Raw genomic sequence first — 18628 nt, forward strand, 5'->3', positions numbered from 1 at the left:
CCGCACAGGGGCGACGCCTGAAGCACGCTAACAATTCGCGGATGCCAGCGAAAGCGAAAGCAAAAGCAATTCGCGGATGCCCGCGCAAAGACCAAAACACCGACCAGCAACACCAAAACCAAGCACGCACCTCGCGGATGCCAACACCAACCAAAGCCCTCCCAAAAAAAAACGGCGCACCCCTTCGCCAAAAAGGGCACGCCATCACCACGATAAATCCACCTCAGGTTACTTCTTCTTCTGCGGCGGCAAATCCGTACAAACACCTTCATAAAGCTCGGCAGCCATACCAATCGACTCCCCGAGCGTCGGGTGCGGATGAATCGTCTTCCCGATATCCGTCGCGTCAGCGCCCATCTCAACCGCCAGGCACACTTCGCTGATCAGATCGCCGGCATTCAGACCTACAATCCCGCCACCGATAACGCGATGCGTCTCCTCATCGAAGATCAGCTTCGTAAAGCCCTCATCGCGACCATTCGCGATCGCGCGCCCCGAAGCGGCCCACGGGAACACCGCCTTGCCGTACTTGATGCCTTCGGCCTTGCACTGCTCTTCCGTCTTGCCCGCCCACGCCACCTCCGGATCGGTGTAAGCCACCGACGGAATCTGCAGCGCGTCGAAGTACGCCTTCTCGCCATGCGCCGCTTCCGCCGCGACATGGCCTTCATGCACGGCCTTGTGCGCGAGCATCGGCTGACCCACGACATCGCCGATCGCGAAGATGTGCGGCACGTTGGTCCGCATCTGCTTGTCCACTTCGATGAAGCCGCGATCCGTCACAGCCACGCCCGCCTTGTCCGCGCCGATCTTCTTGCCGTTCGGGCTGCGGCCCACGGCAACCAGCACGAGATCGTAGCGTTGCGCCTCGGCGGGTGCCTTCTCGCCTTCGAACGACACGTAAATGCCATCCGGCTTCGCTTCCGCCGCCGTCGTCTTGGTCTTCAGCATCACGTTGGTGAAACGCTTGCTGTTGAATTTCTCCCAGACCTTCACGAGATCGCGATCCGCGCCAGCCATCAGACCGTCGAGCATTTCGACCACATCGATCTGCGCGCCGAGCGTCGCATAAACGGTGGCCATTTCCAGACCGATAATGCCGCCGCCGATCACGAGCATGCGCTTCGGAATCTGACGCAGTTCCAACGCGCCCGTCGAATCGACCACGCGCGGATCTTCCGGAATGAACGGCAGCTTCACGGCTTGTGAGCCGGCCGCGATGATCGCCTGCTTGAACTTGACGACCTTCTTGCCGCTCTCGCCCTGCACTTCCATGTGATGCGGATCGACGAACGTGCCGACACCCGTCACGACTTCGACCTTGCGCGCCTTCGCCATGCCGGCGAGACCGCCCGTCAGCTTCTTGACGACGCCCGACTTGAAGTCGCGCAGCTTGTCGAGATCGATCTGCGGCTTGCCGAACGAGATGCCGTGCGAGCCGAGGGCAGCCGCTTCGTCGATCACGAGCGCCGTATGCAGCAACGCCTTCGACGGAATACAGCCGACGTTCAGACACACGCCGCCGAGCGTTGCATAGCGCTCGACCAGCACCGTCTTCATGCCGAGGTCAGCCGAACGGAATGCCGCCGAGTAACCACCAGGCCCGGCGCCAAGCACGAGCATGTCGCACTCGATATCGGCGGAACCGGAATAGCTGCCTGCTTGCGGCGCAGGCGCCGCTGCAGCAGCAGGCGCGGGAGCAGGCGCAGCCTTCGGCGCGGGCGCAGCCGCCGCGCCTTCGCCTTCGAGCAACAGCAGCACGCTGCCTTCCGAAACGTTATCGCCGACCTTGACCTTCAGTTCCTTGACAACGCCGGCGGCCGGGCTCGGCACATCCATGGTCGCCTTGTCGGATTCGAGCGTGACGAGCGACTGCTCCTTCTCGACGCGATCGCCGACCTTCACCGCGACTTCGATCACGGGCACATCTTTATAGTCGCCGATATCCGGCACTTTGATTTCCTGCACGCCACCACCGCCTGCTGCCGGCGCGGCAGCGGGCGCGGGTGCAGGCGCAGCTTTCTCAGGTTCCCTGGCGGCCTTCGCTTCGCCCGACGTTTCCACCGTGGCGATGACGGTGCCTCGCGAGACCTTGTCGCCCGCCTTGACGCGGACTTCCTTGACCGTGCCGGCCGCTTCGCTCGGCACTTCCATGGAGGCCTTATCGGTTTCGAGCGTCAGCAGCGACTGCTCTTTCTCGATGGTATCGCCCGGCTTGATATTGACTTCGATGACATCGACGTCCTTGAAATCGCCGATGTCCGGCACCTTCACTTCGACGAGACTCATAGTGTCCCCTTCTCTTATTGACCGTGTTGAACGATGAGCCGCTGAACCTTCGCCTCAAAAACCCGCAACGCCAAACGCCAACTCAATGCTGTCCGCCAAGGACGCGCCTTTCTGTTGCCTGCTTTTCTTTGGAAGACGCCCCCGCAGGAAGTACCCTTGGGGTGCAAAGAAAAGTAGGGACCGCCCCGCACAGGGGCGACGCCAGAAGCGAGACGACAAAGCAGGTTCAACGACGAAGCATGAGCAACCACGAAAAGCTCACGCCTCGCCGCGCGACAAACGCCCAACAATCAAAGAATCACACGCCGGAAATCGGCAAGAATCGACCCAAGATACGCATTGAAGCGCGCCGCTTCAGCCCCGTCGATCACCCGATGGTCATACGACAGCGACATCGGCAGCGTGAGACGCGGCACGAACTGCTTACCGTCCCACACCGGCTTCATCGCACTGCGCGACAGCCCGAGAATCGCGACTTCAGGCGCATTGATGATCGGCGTGAAGTTGGTCCCGCCAATACCACCCAGCGACGAGATCGAGAAGCAGCCGCCTTGCATCTGGTCGGGCTTGAGCTTGCCTTCGCGCGCGAGCTTCGACAACTCGGTCATTTCCTTCGCGATATCGACGAGACCCTTCTTGTCCGCATCGCGGATCACGGGCACGACGAGACCGTTCGGCGTATCGGCGGCAAAACCCACGTTGTAGTACTGCTTGAACACGAGGTTGTCGCCATCGAGGCTCGCATTGAACGTCGGGAACTTCTTCAGCGCGGCGACGACGGCCTTGATCACGAACGCAAGCATCGTGAACTTGACGCCCGACTTCTCGTTTTCCTTGTTCAACTTCACGCGCAGTTCTTCGAGCTCGGTGATGTCCGCTTCGTCGTTGTTCGTGACGTGCGGGATCATGACCCAGTTGCGGTGCAGGTTCGCGCCGGAAATCTTCTTGATGCGCGACAGCGGCTTCGGATCGACCGGGCCGAACTTCGTGAAGTCGATCTTCGGCCACGGCAGCAGACCGAGTTCGCCTCCACCCGCAGCAGCAGGTGCAGCAGCAGCGGCGGGCGCGGCGCGCTGGCCCGTCATCACGCCCTTGACGAACGCGGTGACGTCGTCCTGCGTAATGCGGCCCTTCGGACCCGTGCCCGTCACACGCGACACGTCGACACCCAGTTCGCGCGCAAACTTGCGCACCGACGGCGACGCATGGCTCACGCGATACGCGCCGCCTTCGCCTGCCGGAATGACGGGCGCCTGCGCGAGCGCGGACGGTTGCGCCGGCGCCGGCGACGGCGCAGCGGGCGCGTCCGACGGCTTTTCTTCGGGCTTCGCAGCAGCGGGTGCCGGAGCGGGCGCAGCGGCGCCGCCGCTGTCGCCTTCGAGCAGCACGATCAGCGTACCTTCGGACACGCTATCGCCGACCTTGACCTTGATTTCCTTCACGATGCCGGCGGCGGGGCTCGGCACGTCCATCGTCGCCTTGTCGGATTCGAGGGTGACGAGCGACTGTTCCTTCTCGACGCGGTCGCCGACCTTCACGCCGACTTCGATCACGGGCACATCTTTGTAGTCGCCGATATCCGGCACCTTCACTTCCTGCACGCCGCCCGTCTTGCCGGATGCAGCCGCGGGAGCGGGTGCAGCGGCAGGCGCGGGAGCCGGCGCGGGGGTCGCGGCAGGCGCGGCCGCGCCGTTGCCTTGCGCGGGCTTTGCGGCACCGCCGCCTTCGCCGTCGAGCAGCACGATCAGCGTGCCTTCCGACACCGTGTCGCCAAGCTTGACCTTCACTTCCTTGACCGTGCCCGACGCGGGGCTCGGCACATCCATCGTCGCCTTGTCGGATTCCAGCGTGACGAGCGACTGCTCTTTCTCGACGGTATCACCCGCCTTCACCAGCACCTCGATCACAGGGATGTCCTTGTAATCGCCGATGTCCGGCACCTTGACTTCGATCGCTTGGCTCATTGTTTTCTGTCTCCAGGGCCGCGCGCGCCTCGTCCGCCCGCTTCGGGCGGCGAGGTGCGCATTGGGGCTCGCGGGTCGATGCCTTAGACGGTCATCGGGTTGGGTTTGGACGGATCGAGGTTGTACTTCTTCAGCGCGTCGGCCACGACCTTGCGCTCAATCGTACCCTCATCGGCCAGCGCGCTCAGCGCAGCGACCGTGGTCCAGTAGCGGTCCACTTCGAAGAAGTGACGCAGCTTCTCGCGTGTATCCGAGCGGCCGAAGCCGTCCGTGCCCAGCACGACGAAGCGTTGCGGCACGAACGCGCGGATCTGGTCGACCAGCGCGCGGACGTAGTCCGTCGATGCGATCACTGGACCCTTCGCGTCCTTCAGCAGCGTCTCGACGTGCGAGAGCTTCTTCTCTGCCAGCGGGTTCAGCAGGTTCTGACGCTGCACTTCGTGACCTTCGCGGGCCAGTTCCGTGAAGCTCGGTACGCTCCACAGATCCGACTCGACGCCCCAGTCGTTCTTCAGCAGGTCGGCGGCGGCGATCACTTCGTTGAAGATCGTGCCCGCGCCCATCAGCTGCACGCGCGGCGCCTTGGCGTTGTCCGCGCCCTTGCGGAACGCGTACATGCCCTTGATGATGTCCTTCGCGACGTGCTCGCCCTGCGGGATGGCCGGGTGCTCGTAGTTCTCGTTCATCACCGTGACGTAATAGAACACGTCTTCCTGCTCCTGCACCATGCGGCGCAGACCGTCCTGCATGATGACGGCGAGTTCGTAGCCGAACGTCGGGTCATAGCTGATGCAGTTCGGCACCGATGCCGCCCACAGCAGCGAGTGGCCGTCTTCGTGCTGCAGGCCTTCGCCGTTCAGCGTCGTGCGGCCCGCCGTGCCGCCCAGCAGGAAGCCGCGCGAGCGCATGTCGCCCGCGGCCCATGCCAGATCGCCGATGCGCTGGAAGCCGAACATCGAATAGAAGATGTAGAACGGAATCATGATCTCGCCGTGCGTCGAGTATGACGTCGCCGCTGCGATCCAGTCCGACATGCCGCCTGCTTCGTTGATGCCTTCCTGCAGGATCTGGCCCGTCGTCGATTCCTTGTAGAACATCAGCTGGTCGGAATCTTCCGGCACGTACTTCTGGCCGTCCTGATTCCAGATGCCGATCTGGCGGAACAGACCTTCCATGCCGAAGGTGCGCGATTCGTCCGGCACGATAGGCACGACGCGCTTGCCGATGACCTTGTCCTTCAACACGATGTTGAGGATACGGACGAACGCCATCGTCGTCGAAATTTCACGGCCTTCGCCCGTGCCCTTGAGCAGCGGCTCGAATGCTTCGAGCGACGGCACGGGCAGCGATTCCGCCTTCTGGCGGCGCGCCGGCAGATAGCCGCCGAGTTCCTGACGGCGGGCGCGCATGTATTCGAGTTCCTTCGAGCCTTCCTCGAAAGTCAGATACGGCACGTGCGCGATTTCGTCGTCCGAGATGGGCAGGCGGAACTGGTCGCGGAACTGCTTGAGCGACTCCACCTGCATCTTCTTCTGCTGGTGGGTGATGTTCATCGCCTGGCCGGCTTCGCCCATGCCATAGCCCTTGATGGTCTTGGCGAGGATCACGGTCGGCTGCCCCTTGGACTGCGTCGCTTCCTTGAACGCTGCGTAGATCTTGTGCGGATCGTGGCCGCCGCGATTCAGGTTCCACACGTCGTCGTCCGACCAGTCGGCGACCAGCGCCTTCAGTTCCGGCGTGTTGAAGAAGTGCTCGCGAACGAACGCGCCCGATTCCGACTTGTACGTCTGATATTCGCCGTCGACGACTTCCATCATCCGGCGCATCAGCGCGCCCGATTTGTCGCGTGCGAACAGGGCATCCCAGCGGCTGCCCCAGATGACCTTGATGACGTTCCAGCCCGCGCCGCGGAATTCGCTTTCGAGTTCCTGGATGATCTTGCCGTTGCCGCGCACCGGGCCGTCCAGGCGCTGCAGGTTGCAGTTGATGACGAACACGAGGTTGTCCAGACGCTCGCGGCCGGCCATGCCGATCGCGCCGAGCGATTCCGGCTCATCCGTTTCGCCGTCGCCGAGGAACGCCCACACCTTGCGGCCGTCCGTCTTCGCGATGCCGCGCGCCTGCAGGTACTTCATGAAGCGCGCCTGGTAGATCGCCATGATCGGGCCGAGACCCATCGACACCGTCGGGAATTGCCAGAAGTCCGGCATCAGCCACGGGTGCGGATACGACGAGATGCCCTCGCCGCCCACTTCCTGACGGAAGTTGTCGAGCTGGTTCTGGGTCAGACGGCCGAGCAGGAACGCGCGCGCGTACACGCCCGGCGACGAGTGGCCCTGCACGAACACGAGGTCGCCGCCGTGATCTTTCGACGGCGCGTGCCAGAAGTGATTGAAGCCGACGTCGTACAGCGTGGCCGCCGATGCGAACGACGCGATGTGGCCGCCGACGTTGGTTTCCTTGCCGGCGCGCAGCACCATCGCCATCGCGTTCCAGCGCGTGTACGAACGGATGCGGTGTTCGACGTCCTGGTCGCCCGGAATCTTCGCCTGATTCGCGACGGGGATCGTGTTGATGTACGGGGTGTTGGCGGAGAAAGGCAGATGCTCGCCATGCACGCGGGCAAATTCGATCTGCTTCTCGATGAGGTAGTGAGCGCGGTCGGGTCCGACAGCAGAAATCACGCCATCTAGCGCTTCGAGCCATTCGGCCGTTTCTTGCGGGTCGTTGTCGTCTTTGGCGTTGGCGACGTATTTCAGGACTTCGTCAGGTACAGCGGACATGCTCGTCTCCTGGATATGGGAACGCTCTGTGAACAGGCGACGCGGACTAACGTCGAGGACGAACATCGGCCGCGGCAGCTTCCGGCCGATTGTAATAAGGCCCACATTGCCTGCGCAACAAAATTTTCAGATTACGAGAGAGTTTCTCATAATGCGAAAAATTGTTGCGACGCACCCTGGTTTGACTGCCCATCAGCAAGTACGTCGGCTAGTTTGCGCCGAATTGCGTGACTTTCACCGCTTTTTTGCGTCATTTGCATGTCAGGCGCTGCGCTACAATGCCAGCCATGTTGACCGATCGGCTTTTCGCACGCTCGGCGCGCTCTGCCGGACAGTCGGCGGATTCGTCGCCGTCCCGCTGGCACCACGGACCGTGGTGGTCGAATTCCTATTTGCTGACGCCGCTGCTGTCGATCCTCGTGTTCCTCGTGGTCATGAGTCTGATCCTGTGGAGCCTGAACCGGCGCGAGCAGCAGCAGCAGGAAGACACGCTTTACCGCAACGTCGCGTGGGCGCAGCAGCAGATCCGCCTGTCCATGACGGGCGCGCAGGAACAGCTTCAGGCGCTCGCGCGCGACCTCGTCTCCGGCCGCGCCGACCCGCATTCCTTCCAGGTGTCGACGGCCGACATCATGCAGGGGCATCCCGAGATCCTCTACATGAACTGGTACACCAGCGCGCAGCAGCCGCGCTGGCCGAACAACGCGCTGCCCGTGCTGGGCCAGCGTCTCGCCAAGCCCAACGACCAGCAGATGGACGAGGCCGTCAAGGCCGCCTTCGCGGAAGCGAAGAACACGCGCCGCCAGGTCTACTCGCCGCTGATGTACGACGACGTCGGCAATGGCTACATCACGCTGCAAACCCCCGTTTATCGCGACCGCGACTTCCTCGGCACGGTCGCGGCCGTGTTCTCGGTCGAAGGGATACTGAAGCGCGACATCCCGCCGGAGCTATCGGCGAAGTACAAGATTTCGATCATCGACATCAACAACCGCGAACTGGCCACCACGTCCACGCGCCCGCGCCTGCCGCGCGACGCGTATTACGACCTGCCGCTCGATCCGCCCGGCCAGGGCGTGTCGGTGCGCGTGTACGCGTACCCGCAGATGACCAACTTCACGAACAACACGCTCGTGTGGCTGGTCGCGGGGCTGTCGTGTTTCGTGCTGTGGAGCTTGTGGAGCCTGTGGAAGCACACGCGCCAGCGCTTCGAGGCGCAGCAGGCGCTGTACGCCGAAGCCTTCTTCCGCCGCGCGATGGAAAACTCCGTGCTGATCGGCATGCGCGTGCTCGACATGCACGGCCGCATCACGCACGTGAACCCGGCGTTCTGCCGGATGACGGGCTGGGACGAAAGCGATCTGGTCGGCAAGAATGCGCCGTTCCCGTACTGGCCGCGCGACTCCTACCCGGAGATGCAGCGCCAGCTCGACATGACCTTGCGTGGCAAGGCGCCCTCTTCCGGGTTCGAGCTGCGCGTGCGCCGCAAGGACGGCTCGCTGTTCCACGCGCGGCTGTATGTGTCGCCGCTGATCGACAGCTCGGGACGGCAGACGGGCTGGATGTCGTCGATGACGGACATCACCGAGCCCAAGCGCGCGCGCGAAGAACTCGCCGCCGCGCACGAGCGCTTCACCACCGTGCTCGAAAGCCTCGACGCCGCCGTGTCCGTGCTCGCCGCCGACGAAGCCGAGCTGCTGTTCGCGAACCGCTATTACCGGCACCTGTTCGGCATCCGCCCGGACGGCCACCTCGAACTGGCGGGCGGCGGCGGCTTCGACAGTTCGGCGGCTTCGTCGGATTCGATCGATATGGTCGACGCCTTCGCCGGCCTGCCCGCCGCGGCGCTCACGGAAGGCTCCGCCGACGCGCAGGAAGTCTACGTGCAAGGCATCCAGAAGTGGTTCGAAGTGCGCCGCCAGTACATCCAGTGGGTGGACGGCCATCTCGCGCAGATGCAGATCGCGACCGACATCACCACCCGCAAGCAGGCACAGGAACTGGCACGCCAGCAGGACGAGAAACTCCAGTTCACCAGCCGCCTGATGACGATGGGCGAAATGGCGTCGTCGCTCGCGCACGAATTAAACCAGCCTCTCGCGGCCATCAATAACTATTGCTCTGGAGCCGTGGCGCTGGTTAAATCTGGTCGGACAACTCCCGACAACCTGTTACCAGTTCTCGAAAAGACGGCGCAGCAGGCTGTGCGGGCCGGCATGATCATCAAGCGCATCCGCGAATTCGTGAAACGCAGCGAACCGAAACGCCAGGCCACCCGCGTCGCCGACATCGTCGCCGATGCCGTCGGCCTTGCCGAGATCGAAGCACGCAAGCGCCGCATCCGCATCGTGACGGATATGCGCCAGCGTCTGCCCGTCATCTATGTCGATCCGGTGCTGATCGAGCAGGTGCTCGTGAACCTGCTGAAGAACGCGGCGGAAGCGATGCACGACGCGCGACCCAATGCCGTCGACCCCGTCATTCGCCTCGTCGTCAAGCTCGATTCCGGCTTCGTATGCCTCAGTGTCGTCGACCAGGGGCCGGGCGTCGACGAAGCCACGGCCGAACGTCTCTTCGAACCGTTTTACAGCACCAAGTCCGACGGCATGGGCATGGGGCTGAACATTTGCCGTTCGATCATCGAATCGCATCGCGGACGCCTGTGGGTGGTCAACAACGTCGAATCCGACGGCCACATCACGGGCGCCACTTTCCATTGCAGTCTGCCTATTGGAGAGCCTGACGGCCCGAGCAACGGCGGGTCAGAGGCGCCGACACCACAAACCGTTACGGGAGAGCTATGAACACCCCAGTTACCACACAGGAAACCGTGTTTGTCGTCGACGACGATGAAGCGGTGCGAGATTCGCTGCGCTGGCTGCTGGAGGCGAACGGTTATCGCGTTCAGTGCTTCTCCAGCGCCGAGCAGTTCATCGACGCATGGCAGCCGCATCAGCATCCCGGCCAGATCGCGTGCCTGATTCTCGACGTGCGGATGTCGGGCATGAGCGGGCTCGAACTGCAGGAACGCCTGATTGCCGACAACACGCTGCTCCCCATCATCTTCGTGACGGGTCACGGCGACGTGCCGATGGCCGTGTCGACGATGAAGAAAGGCGCAATGGACTTCATCGAAAAACCGTTCGACGAAGCCGAACTGCGCAAGCTGGTCGAACGCATGCTCGACAAGGCCCGCAGCGAAAGCAGCAGCGTCCAGCAACAGCGCGCCGCTGCCGAGCGCCTCGGCAAGCTCACGGCGCGCGAGCATCAGGTGCTCGAGCGCATCATCGCAGGCCGCCTGAACAAGCAGATCGCCGACGACCTCGGCATCAGCATCAAGACGGTCGAAGCGCACCGCGCCAACATCATGGAAAAGCTCAACGTGAACACGGTCGCCGATCTGCTGCGTCTCGCGTTGTCTAACAAGCCACAACAGGCGCAGTAATCCCACCGTAGTCCGCGTTGCGGCCGTCATCACGCGATGGCCGCGATCGTCGCCTGCGCTTCGTTGCGCAGGCGCATGAAGCAACGTCGGCGCCCGCTGAGGCCGTCGCGCGGCGCAGTCTTTAGCGCCATTCCCCCTTCTCTTGCGCACGATTCTTCGTCGCGCGCGGCGCTCCCGTTTCATTAGCAATCCCAACTGACTCGCATGACATCCGTCGGCCCGTTTCGCACCGCGAGCGCGACCGGTTCGGGCGCCCGCGTTGAAGTTTGATATCGCGCATTGACAGTCGCGGCCCCGCTTTTTAATTTACCTACCAGATCAACCGAAAAAGCGACCCATGCCCGACACGTGCATCGCCGGCCACGATGCGTGCCGCATGAAGCGCTCTCGCCGCGAACGACGCCGTGACTACAGATTACCCTTGCGCGTCCCGCCCACTTCCATTATCAGTCGCCCTACACCGTCGTCCGCTTGTCGCTCCATTGCCACAAGACCGCGTGGCGGCATGCCGGCCCGGGCCGGCAGCCGCTGTGCTCACAACGCAGCAAGGAGGTTTTCATCGTGAAACGTTACGGACCCTACGGGCCGCGCGCGTGGCTCGTCTGCGCGGCGCTGGCAGGCATGCCGCTCGCTGCGGGCCTCGTCGCGCCCACTGGCGCCGTCGCGCAAACGCCCGCGAAAGTCTCGAACCAGCAACTCGATTCGCTGACCGCGCCCATCGCGCTCTATCCCGATGCGCTGCTCGCGCAGGTGCTGATGGCGTCGACGTTCCCGCAGGACGTGACGGCGGCCGCCGCGTGGTCGAACGCGAACTCGCAGTACAAGGGTGACGACGCCGTGAAAGCCGTCGCATCGGAGCCGTGGGACCCGAGCGTGCAATCGCTGGTGGCGTTCCCTCAGGTGCTCGCGACGATGGCCTCGAAGCCCGACTGGGTGCAGCAGCTCGGCAACGCGTTCCTCGCGCAGCCCAACGACGTGATGGACTCGGTGCAGCGGCTGCGCAAGCAGGCGCAGTCGGCGGGTAATCTGAAATCGAGCGAGCAGCAAAAGGTGATCGTCGAGCAAAGCACGATCCAGATCGTGCCCGCCAATCCGCAGGTGGTCTACGTGCCGACCTATAACCCGACCGTCGTCTACGGCACGTGGCCCTACCCGGCCTATCCGCCCGTCTATGTGCCGCCGCCTCCCGGCTACGCGATCGCAACGGGATTCATGACGGGGCTCGCATTCGGCGCGGGCGTGGCCGTCGCCAATTCGCTATGGGGCGGGTTCAACTGGAACAATCACGACGTCAACATCAACGTCAACCGCTACAACAACATCAACGTCAACAACCGGATCAACTCGAATACGTCGACCGCGAACTGGAACCGCAACGAGAGCATCAATCGCAATAATGCGAACTTCAATCGCAACAACGCCAATGTGAACAGCAGCAACCTCGCTGCGCAGCGCGACCAGTTTCGCGGACGCGACGCCTCGCGCGCGCAGGCGCAGCAGACGCTGCAGAACCGTACTGGCCAGAACCTGAGCGGCAACGCGAGCCAGCGGGTGCAGAACATCCATCAGGGCGGTGCCAGCGAGGGCAATCTCCGCAACAGCGCGCAAAACCTGAACCGCGACAACGCGTTGCGCGGCTCGGGCGACGCGGCGGGCTCGCGGCAGGAGTTGCAGCGCGGTCAGGCGAGCCGCCAGTCGCTGGCGAACAACGGCGGCGCAAGCAACCGGCTCGGCTCGGGCGGCGGCGGACAGCAGTTCAATGGCGCGCAGGCGGGCGGCGGGCGGCTCGGTGGCGGAGGTGGGGGCGAAGGCGGTGGAGGCTTCCAGCATGGCGGCGGGGGCGGAGGATTCCAGCATGGCGGCGGAGGTGGAGGATTCCAGCGTGGCGGGGGCGGAGGCTTCCACCGCCGCTAGAAGAACGATCGACAGCAACCATCTTGGATCGGACCAGAACCGGCCGCTCGAGCGCCCGCTCTGGTCGACAGGAGTCAGTCATGACCGGCAACTCAATCCGCGTATCAACCCGTCATTCGATTCGCACCGCCACTGGCAGCACGCGGCGCGCCGCGCTTTCGCACGCGCTCGCCGCAGCCGCCGCCATCGCGATGTTCGCGGCAGCGCAGCCCGCCGCCGCGCAGGCCGTCTACCCGACGCCCGACGCCGCCGCCAGTGCGTTCGCGAATGCGCTCGCGACCAACGACCATCCCGCGATGGAAAAGGTGCTCGGCAAGAACTTCGGGCGCTACATCCCGACCACCGACATCGGCGAGGACGACATCTACGCGTTCCTCGGTCAATGGGCGAAAGGCCATCGGATCGTCGACGACCCGGCGCCCCACGCCGGCCGCAAGAGCGTGCATCTCGAGGTGGGCGACGGCGGCTGGACACTGCCGATTCCCATCGTGCAGACGGCGCGCGGCTGGCAGTTCAACACGCCCGCCGCCACGGATGAAATGCTCACGCGCCGTATCGGCCGCAACGAACGCGCGGCGATTCTGACCTCGCTTGCGTATGTCGACGCGCAAAACGACTACCGCAAGCAGATGCAGCACTACGCGCAGAAGTTCATCAGTTCGCCCGGCAAGCAGGACGGTCTGTACTGGCCGACGGCAGCCGGCCAGCCCGAAAGCCCGCTCGGACCGCTCGCTGCGACCATGCCGCATCAGATCGCGCCAGGCGAAGCGTATTACGGCTATCACTACCGCATTCTCACGTCGCAAGGCGCCAAGGCCGACGGCGGCGCGCAGAACTACGTGCAGGACGGCGTGCTGTCGAAGGGCTTCGGCCTCGTCGCGTGGCCGGCCGAATACGGCAAGACGGGCGTGATGACTTTCATGGTCAACCAGAACGGCCAGGTCTATCAGAAGGATCTCGGGACGCAGACGCCGCGTGCCGCGTCGGCGATCACCACATTCAATCCCGACTCCTCCTGGCAGGCGACGCAGCCTTGAGCACGCGCTGAAGCTGCGCCGGGTGCTGCGGGCGGCGTCCGTCACTCCGACGGCGCCGCTGTTGCCCGGTTTCGTCCGGCATCACGGTTGGTCATCGGTTGGGTTGCCTCAACGGTATAATGTCGAACTTCGCTGCGGCGCAGTTTTCGCGCCGTGCGCTTTCCGGCATGCGACCCGTTCCTGCCGTCGAGCGCCATCCGTGCGTTTTCGCGATGTCCGCCTCGAGCGCGCGCCGCGAGCGCATGCGCAGCAGCACGACGCGCGGCATGCGCGGCAACGTGATCACACGCCCCGCGCCTGCCTGCCCCGCCCGCATTCCGAAACGCCCATTCTCGACCGACCATGACAGCCAAACTGATCGACGGCACCGCCCTTTCCAAGACCTTGCGCGCCGACGTCGCCACGCGCGCCGCCGCCCTCACCGCCCGCGGACACCAGCCGGGCCTCGCCGTCGTGCTCGTCGGCGACAATCCGGCGAGCGAGGTCTATGTCCGCAACAAGGTGAAAGCGTGCGAGGACAACGGCCTGTTCTCGTCGTACGACCGCTATCCCGCGACGATGACGGAAGCGGATCTGCTTGCGCGCATCGACGCGCTCAACCGCGATCCGAAAATCCACGGCATTCTCGTGCAATTGCCGCTGCCGAAGCACATCGACAGCCACAAGGTGATCGAAGCCATCGCGCCCGAGAAAGACGTGGACGGCTTTCACGTCGCGAACGCCGGCGCGCTGATGACGGGCAAGCCGCTGTTCCGCCCGTGCACGCCGTACGGCGTGATGAAGATGTTCGAGGCGTACGGCATCGAGCTGAAGGGCGCGAACGCCGTCGTGATCGGCCGCTCGAACATCGTCGGCAAGCCGATGGCGCTGCTGCTGCTCGAAGCGAACGCGACGGTCACGATCTGCCACAGCAAGACGCGCAATATCGCCGCCTTCACGCGCGACGCGGATGTCGTCGTGGTCGCGACGGGCCTGCGCAACACGCTGACAGCCGACATGGTGAAGCCGGGCGCGACGGTAATCGACGTCGGCATGAATCGCGACGAGAACGGCAAGCTGTGCGGCGACGTCGATTTCGCGAACGTCAAGGAAGTGGCGGGTCATATCACGCCCGTGCCCGGCGGCGTCGGCCCGATGACGATCACGATGCTGCTCGTCAATACGATCGAAGCGGCCGAGCGAGCCGCAGGCAACGCCTGAGCAAACGGCTCGACGCGCTTCTGGCGCGTAGTCAACAGCCGCCCGGCTTGTCGCAACGAGCCGGGCGCGTGCCATCCGCAGATCCAGCGCAATCACCCGGTTGTCAAAGCGGCGGCCAGCGGACCGCGAGGTCGGCCGCGCGCATCGGCGCCGGTTCGGGCGCGTTCCGGCGTTCGTGCTGACGCGCTTCGCTGCGCGCGATGCGCGCGCGGACCCAGCGCATCGCCGGCCGCTCGATCCACCGCGACGAGAACGCCGCCAGCGCGAGAATAAACGGCGCGCTGACGACGATCGACAGCATCGGAGGCATGCTTGGCGCGAGCGCCGCCACACCTTGCTGAACCATGAATCCGTAGAGGTAGATCGCGTACGAGTAGTCGTGACGCGGCACCCAGCGGCGCAGCATCGGCGTCACGCTCACCCAAAGCAGCCCATAGACGAACGCGATATAGAACAGGGCCTGCGCGCCCGCCGTGTCGCGAAACACGAGAAACACCAGCAGCAGCCCGCACGCCCTCAGACCGCTGAGTTCGATGCGCTCGCGCCATCCGTACAGCAGCATGCCGAGAAAGAAGAACGGCTCTGGGAAGAACGCATAGCCGCCTGCCTTGTCCGCGAAATCGCGCCAGCCGATCTGCAGATCGGGCAGACGCACGCGCACCGAAAGCACGGCGGCCGCGATCAATACGGCGATCACGATGCGCCAGCGCGTCGACAGCAAGCCGACCATGCCCATGACCAGCACGAGCAGATAGCAATGCACCTGGAGCGGCAGCGTCCACAACGGTGCGCCGATGTCGCGTCCGAAACGGTTGTGCTCGAACACACCCGGCAATGTCCAGACGCGCTTCATCACGAGTGTCGAGAAATAGTCGAGGTTTCGCCATGTGGCGCCCGACGCGAAATAGTCGTGCAGCGCGAGCGTCGTGAAGATCGGGCCGACGACGAAGATCGCCACCAGCGACGCGCCGACCACGGCGGGCAGCAAGCGCGCGAGCCGCAGCGCGACGAAGCGCGGCACCGAGCGCTGCCGCTCGAAGCTCGCGCTGACCAGCAGTCCGCTTATCAGAAAGAACGCATACACGCCGAGATCGCCCGCGCCGCCGAAGCCGAGCGCCGCCGCGACGGCATCGCCGGCGCCCGTCTGCTGGATCGCATACGCATTGCAATAGACGACGGCGCACGCGGCGACCAGTCGCACGAGATCGAAGTTGTTCGCGTCGCGCGCAAGCGCGCCCGACAGCGTCTGGGGATGTGGAGTCATCGCGAGAGGCACCTGATGCTGGCGGGCCGCTGAGCTCACGCGTACGGCCACCGAAGGATAGGAAAGCCGCGCGCCATGCCGGCCTGCGCGCGGACGTCTCAACGATGCGCGAGAACCCGCGCCGCGACCGTGCGCTTGCCCACCCTCCTGTTCTGGTACAAATACGTCTGAGCCCGCTACGCATGCGCGCGAGCAGCAGTTCTGATAATTTGTGCTGCAACCGGCTGCAGATTGGCGGATATCAGCTGATATCAGTTGGAAACGCCGAACGGCGCCCCAATATGCATCTTGCAGGGCGCCGGACAACCCGCGCGAACGCGCCGCATGCTGTGCGCGTCGTGCACGCCGCTCAGGTTTCAGGCCCGGATGTGCGTCATCCGGGCGTTTATTTACCGCGTCAGACAGGAAGCATCATGTCCACCTCTCAATCGACATCCGACAATCCGCTCCTCGATTTCTCCGATCTGCCGCGCTTTGGCGAGATCCGCCCCGAACATGTGACCCCTGCCCTCGATGTGCTGCTCGCGAATGCGAGCGCCGCCGTCGACCGCGCGGCCGAGCCGTCGACGCCGGCGTCGTGGGCCGACGTCATCGAGCCCGTCGAACGCGCGACGGAGCCGCTGTCGCGCGCCTGGGGCGTGATCGGCCACCTGAACGCCGTCGCCGATACGCCCGAACTGCGCGCCGTGTACGGCGAGAACCTGCCGCGCGTCACCGAGTTCTGGTCGAGCGTCGGGCAGAATCTCGCGCTGTACGAGAAGTACAAGACGATCGCCGCCGCCGATGATTTCGAATCGCTGACAGGCGAACGCAAGAAGATCCTGAACAACTCGCTGCGTGACTTCAGACTGTCGGGTGCCGAACTGCCAGAAGACCAGAAGCCGCGTTTCGCGGAACTGCAGGAGCGCCAGGCTGCGCTGTCGAAGGCCTTCTCGGATCACGTGCTCGATGCGACGAATGCGTATGCGTTCATCGCCGAAAGCAAGGACGAACTGGCCGGGTTGCCCGAAGATGTGATCGAAGCCGCGCGCGAAGCGGCCGAGCGTGAAGGCAAGAGCGGCTGGAAGTTCACGCTGCATTTCCCGTCGTACTTTCCCGTCATGCAGTATTCGGAGAACCGCACGATGCGCGAGACGATGTATCGCGCGTATGTCACGCGTGCATCGGAACTCGGGCCGCAATACGGCAAAGGCAATGCCGACTGGGACAACACGGGCATCGTCGCCGACGCGCTGAAGCTGCGCGAAGAGGAGGCGCATATGCTCGGCTTCAGGAACTTCGCCGAGGTGTCGCTTGCGCCGAAGATGGCCGAGTCGCCGGAACAGGTGATGGCGTTCCTGGAAGACCTCGCGACGCGCGCGCGTCCGCACGCCGAGCACGACTGGAAGGAACTGCGCGAGTTCGCTGCGAGCGAGCTGGGTTTCGCCGAACTCCAGCCGTGGGATGTCGCGTTTGCCGCCGAACGCCTGCGTGAAAAACGCTATTCGTTCTCCGAGAACGAAGTGAAGCAGTATTTTCCGGAAGACACGGTTCTCAAGGGCCTGTTCAAGGTCACGGAGACACTGTTCGGCGTGAAGATCCGCCGCGACGAAGCGGCGACGTGGCACCCGGACGTGCGCTTCTTCCGCGTCGAGAATCAGGACGGCGGCCTCGTAGCGCAGTTCTATCTCGACCTGTACGCGCGCGAAGGCAAGCGCGGCGGCGCGTGGATGGACGACGCCCGCTCGCGCCGAAAGCCCGTCAACGGCGCGGTGCAGACGCCCGTCGCCTATCTGACCTGCAACTTCTCGGCGCCCGTCGGCGGCAAGCCCGCGTGCTTCACGCACGATGAAGTGATCACGCTGTTCCACGAGTTCGGCCATGGCCTGCATCACATGCTGACGCGCGTCGACGAGCTCGGCGTGTCGGGCATCAATGGTGTCGAATGGGATGCCGTCGAACTGCCGTCGCAGTTCATGGAGAACTTCTGCTGGGAGTGGGACGTGCTGAGCGACATGACGTCGCACGTCGATACGGCCAGGCCGCTGCCGCGCGAGCTGTTCGACAAGATGCTTGCCGCGAAGAACTTCCAGAGCGGACTGGGCACGCTGCGTCAGATCGTGTTCTCGATGTTCGACATGAAGCTGCACGTCGACTTCGACACGTCCGGCGCGAAGAGCGCGAACGACCTGGCGCGCGAGATCAACGAACGCTTCCACGTGATTCCGCAAGCATCGTTCTCGCGCTGGCCGAATACGTTTAGCCACATTTTTGCGGGTGGGTATGCGGCGGGCTACTACAGCTACAAGTGGGCCGAAGTGCTGTCCGCCGATGCTTACGCCGCGTTCGAAGAAGCCGCGCAGGCCGGCAAAGGCAGCGTGCTTGATGCGGCGACGGGCACGCGGTATCGCAAGGAGATTCTCGAAGTGGGCGGCAGCCGTCCCGCGATGGAATCGTTCAAGGCGTTTCGCGGCCGCGAGCCGAATATCGATGCGTTGCTGCGGCATAACGGCATGGCGCCGGATGTGGTGCCGGGGGCGGCGCATTGAGGGTGTTGATGCGTTGGAACGCAGGTTCGTAGGGGCTGGTATTCGATCTGCGGTATTGCCGGGTTAAATGAAAGAGCGGGTTCGGGTTGCCGGGCTCGCTTTGTTTTGGTTTGCTCGCATCCGCGATTTGTTTTTGCTTTTGCTTTTGCTTTCGCTGGCATCCGCGATTCGTTAGCGTGCTTCAGGCGTCGCCCCTGTGCGGGG

General features: G+C 64.1%; 10 protein-coding genes. 6 read left to right on the forward strand and 4 right to left on the reverse strand.

Features of this window, described 5'->3' with window-relative positions:
* Positions 1–228: 228 nt before the first annotated feature.
* The 3 genes from lpdA to aceE all read right to left on the reverse strand — a co-directional run bounded on the left by lpdA (position 229) and on the right by aceE (position 7036).
* Positions 229–2289 (reverse strand): dihydrolipoyl dehydrogenase, encoded by a 2061-nt coding sequence (gene lpdA, locus KFO72_RS36465; RefSeq protein WP_225034122.1) that lies wholly within the window; start codon positions 2287–2289, stop codon positions 229–231.
* Positions 2290–2579: 290 nt separating this feature from the next.
* A complete protein-coding gene (gene aceF, locus KFO72_RS36470) occupies positions 2580–4253 on the reverse strand; it encodes a dihydrolipoyllysine-residue acetyltransferase (RefSeq protein WP_060601407.1) in 1674 nt (557 codons plus the stop codon).
* Between the two features lie 83 nt (positions 4254–4336).
* The gene (gene aceE / locus KFO72_RS36475; protein ID WP_060601408.1) at positions 4337–7036 is read right to left on the reverse strand and encodes a pyruvate dehydrogenase (acetyl-transferring), homodimeric type; all 2700 of its coding nucleotides are present in this window, start codon (positions 7034–7036) and stop codon (positions 4337–4339) included.
* A gap of 287 nt (positions 7037–7323) precedes the next feature.
* On the opposite strand from aceE, the gene fixL reads away from it, so the two are divergent.
* The 5 genes from fixL (at position 7324) to folD (ending at position 14632) form a co-directional block, all read left to right on the forward strand.
* Entirely contained in the window at positions 7324–9840 is a 2517-nt protein-coding gene (gene fixL, locus KFO72_RS36480; RefSeq protein ID WP_035990599.1) for an oxygen sensor histidine kinase FixL, read from the forward strand.
* Positions 9837–10481: an oxygen response regulator transcription factor FixJ gene (gene fixJ, locus KFO72_RS36485; protein WP_007586834.1), complete on the forward strand. Its 645-nt coding sequence runs from the start codon at positions 9837–9839 to the stop codon at positions 10479–10481. The genes fixL and fixJ overlap by 4 nt, the downstream gene beginning before the upstream one ends.
* A gap of 561 nt (positions 10482–11042) precedes the next feature.
* Positions 11043–12395, forward strand: coding sequence for a DUF3300 domain-containing protein (locus KFO72_RS36490; RefSeq protein ID WP_412101821.1), 1353 nt, complete (start codon positions 11043–11045; stop codon positions 12393–12395).
* A gap of 80 nt (positions 12396–12475) precedes the next feature.
* On the forward strand, positions 12476–13432 hold the full coding sequence (locus tag KFO72_RS36495; protein ID WP_060601411.1) for a DUF2950 domain-containing protein: 957 nt from the start codon (positions 12476–12478) through the stop codon (positions 13430–13432).
* Between the two features lie 342 nt (positions 13433–13774).
* Entirely contained in the window at positions 13775–14632 is an 858-nt protein-coding gene (gene folD, locus KFO72_RS36500) for a bifunctional methylenetetrahydrofolate dehydrogenase/methenyltetrahydrofolate cyclohydrolase FolD (RefSeq protein ID WP_054934363.1), read from the forward strand.
* Positions 14633–14735: 103 nt separating this feature from the next.
* Here folD and KFO72_RS36505 read toward each other — a convergent pair whose 3' ends face one another.
* On the reverse strand, positions 14736–15896 hold the full coding sequence (locus KFO72_RS36505; RefSeq protein ID WP_225034123.1) for an acyltransferase family protein: 1161 nt from the start codon (positions 15894–15896) through the stop codon (positions 14736–14738).
* A gap of 413 nt (positions 15897–16309) precedes the next feature.
* Between KFO72_RS36505 and KFO72_RS36510 the strand changes: the two genes are divergently transcribed.
* Positions 16310–18424 carry a M3 family metallopeptidase gene (locus KFO72_RS36510; RefSeq protein ID WP_054934361.1) on the forward strand — a complete coding sequence of 705 codons (2115 nt, stop codon included), beginning with the start codon at positions 16310–16312 and terminating at the stop codon, positions 18422–18424.
* Positions 18425–18628: the final 204 nt, after the last annotated feature.

This window comes from Paraburkholderia sp. XV (assembly GCF_020177535.1).
In the GTDB taxonomy this organism is placed as follows: Bacteria; Pseudomonadota; Gammaproteobacteria; order Burkholderiales; family Burkholderiaceae; genus Paraburkholderia; species Paraburkholderia caribensis.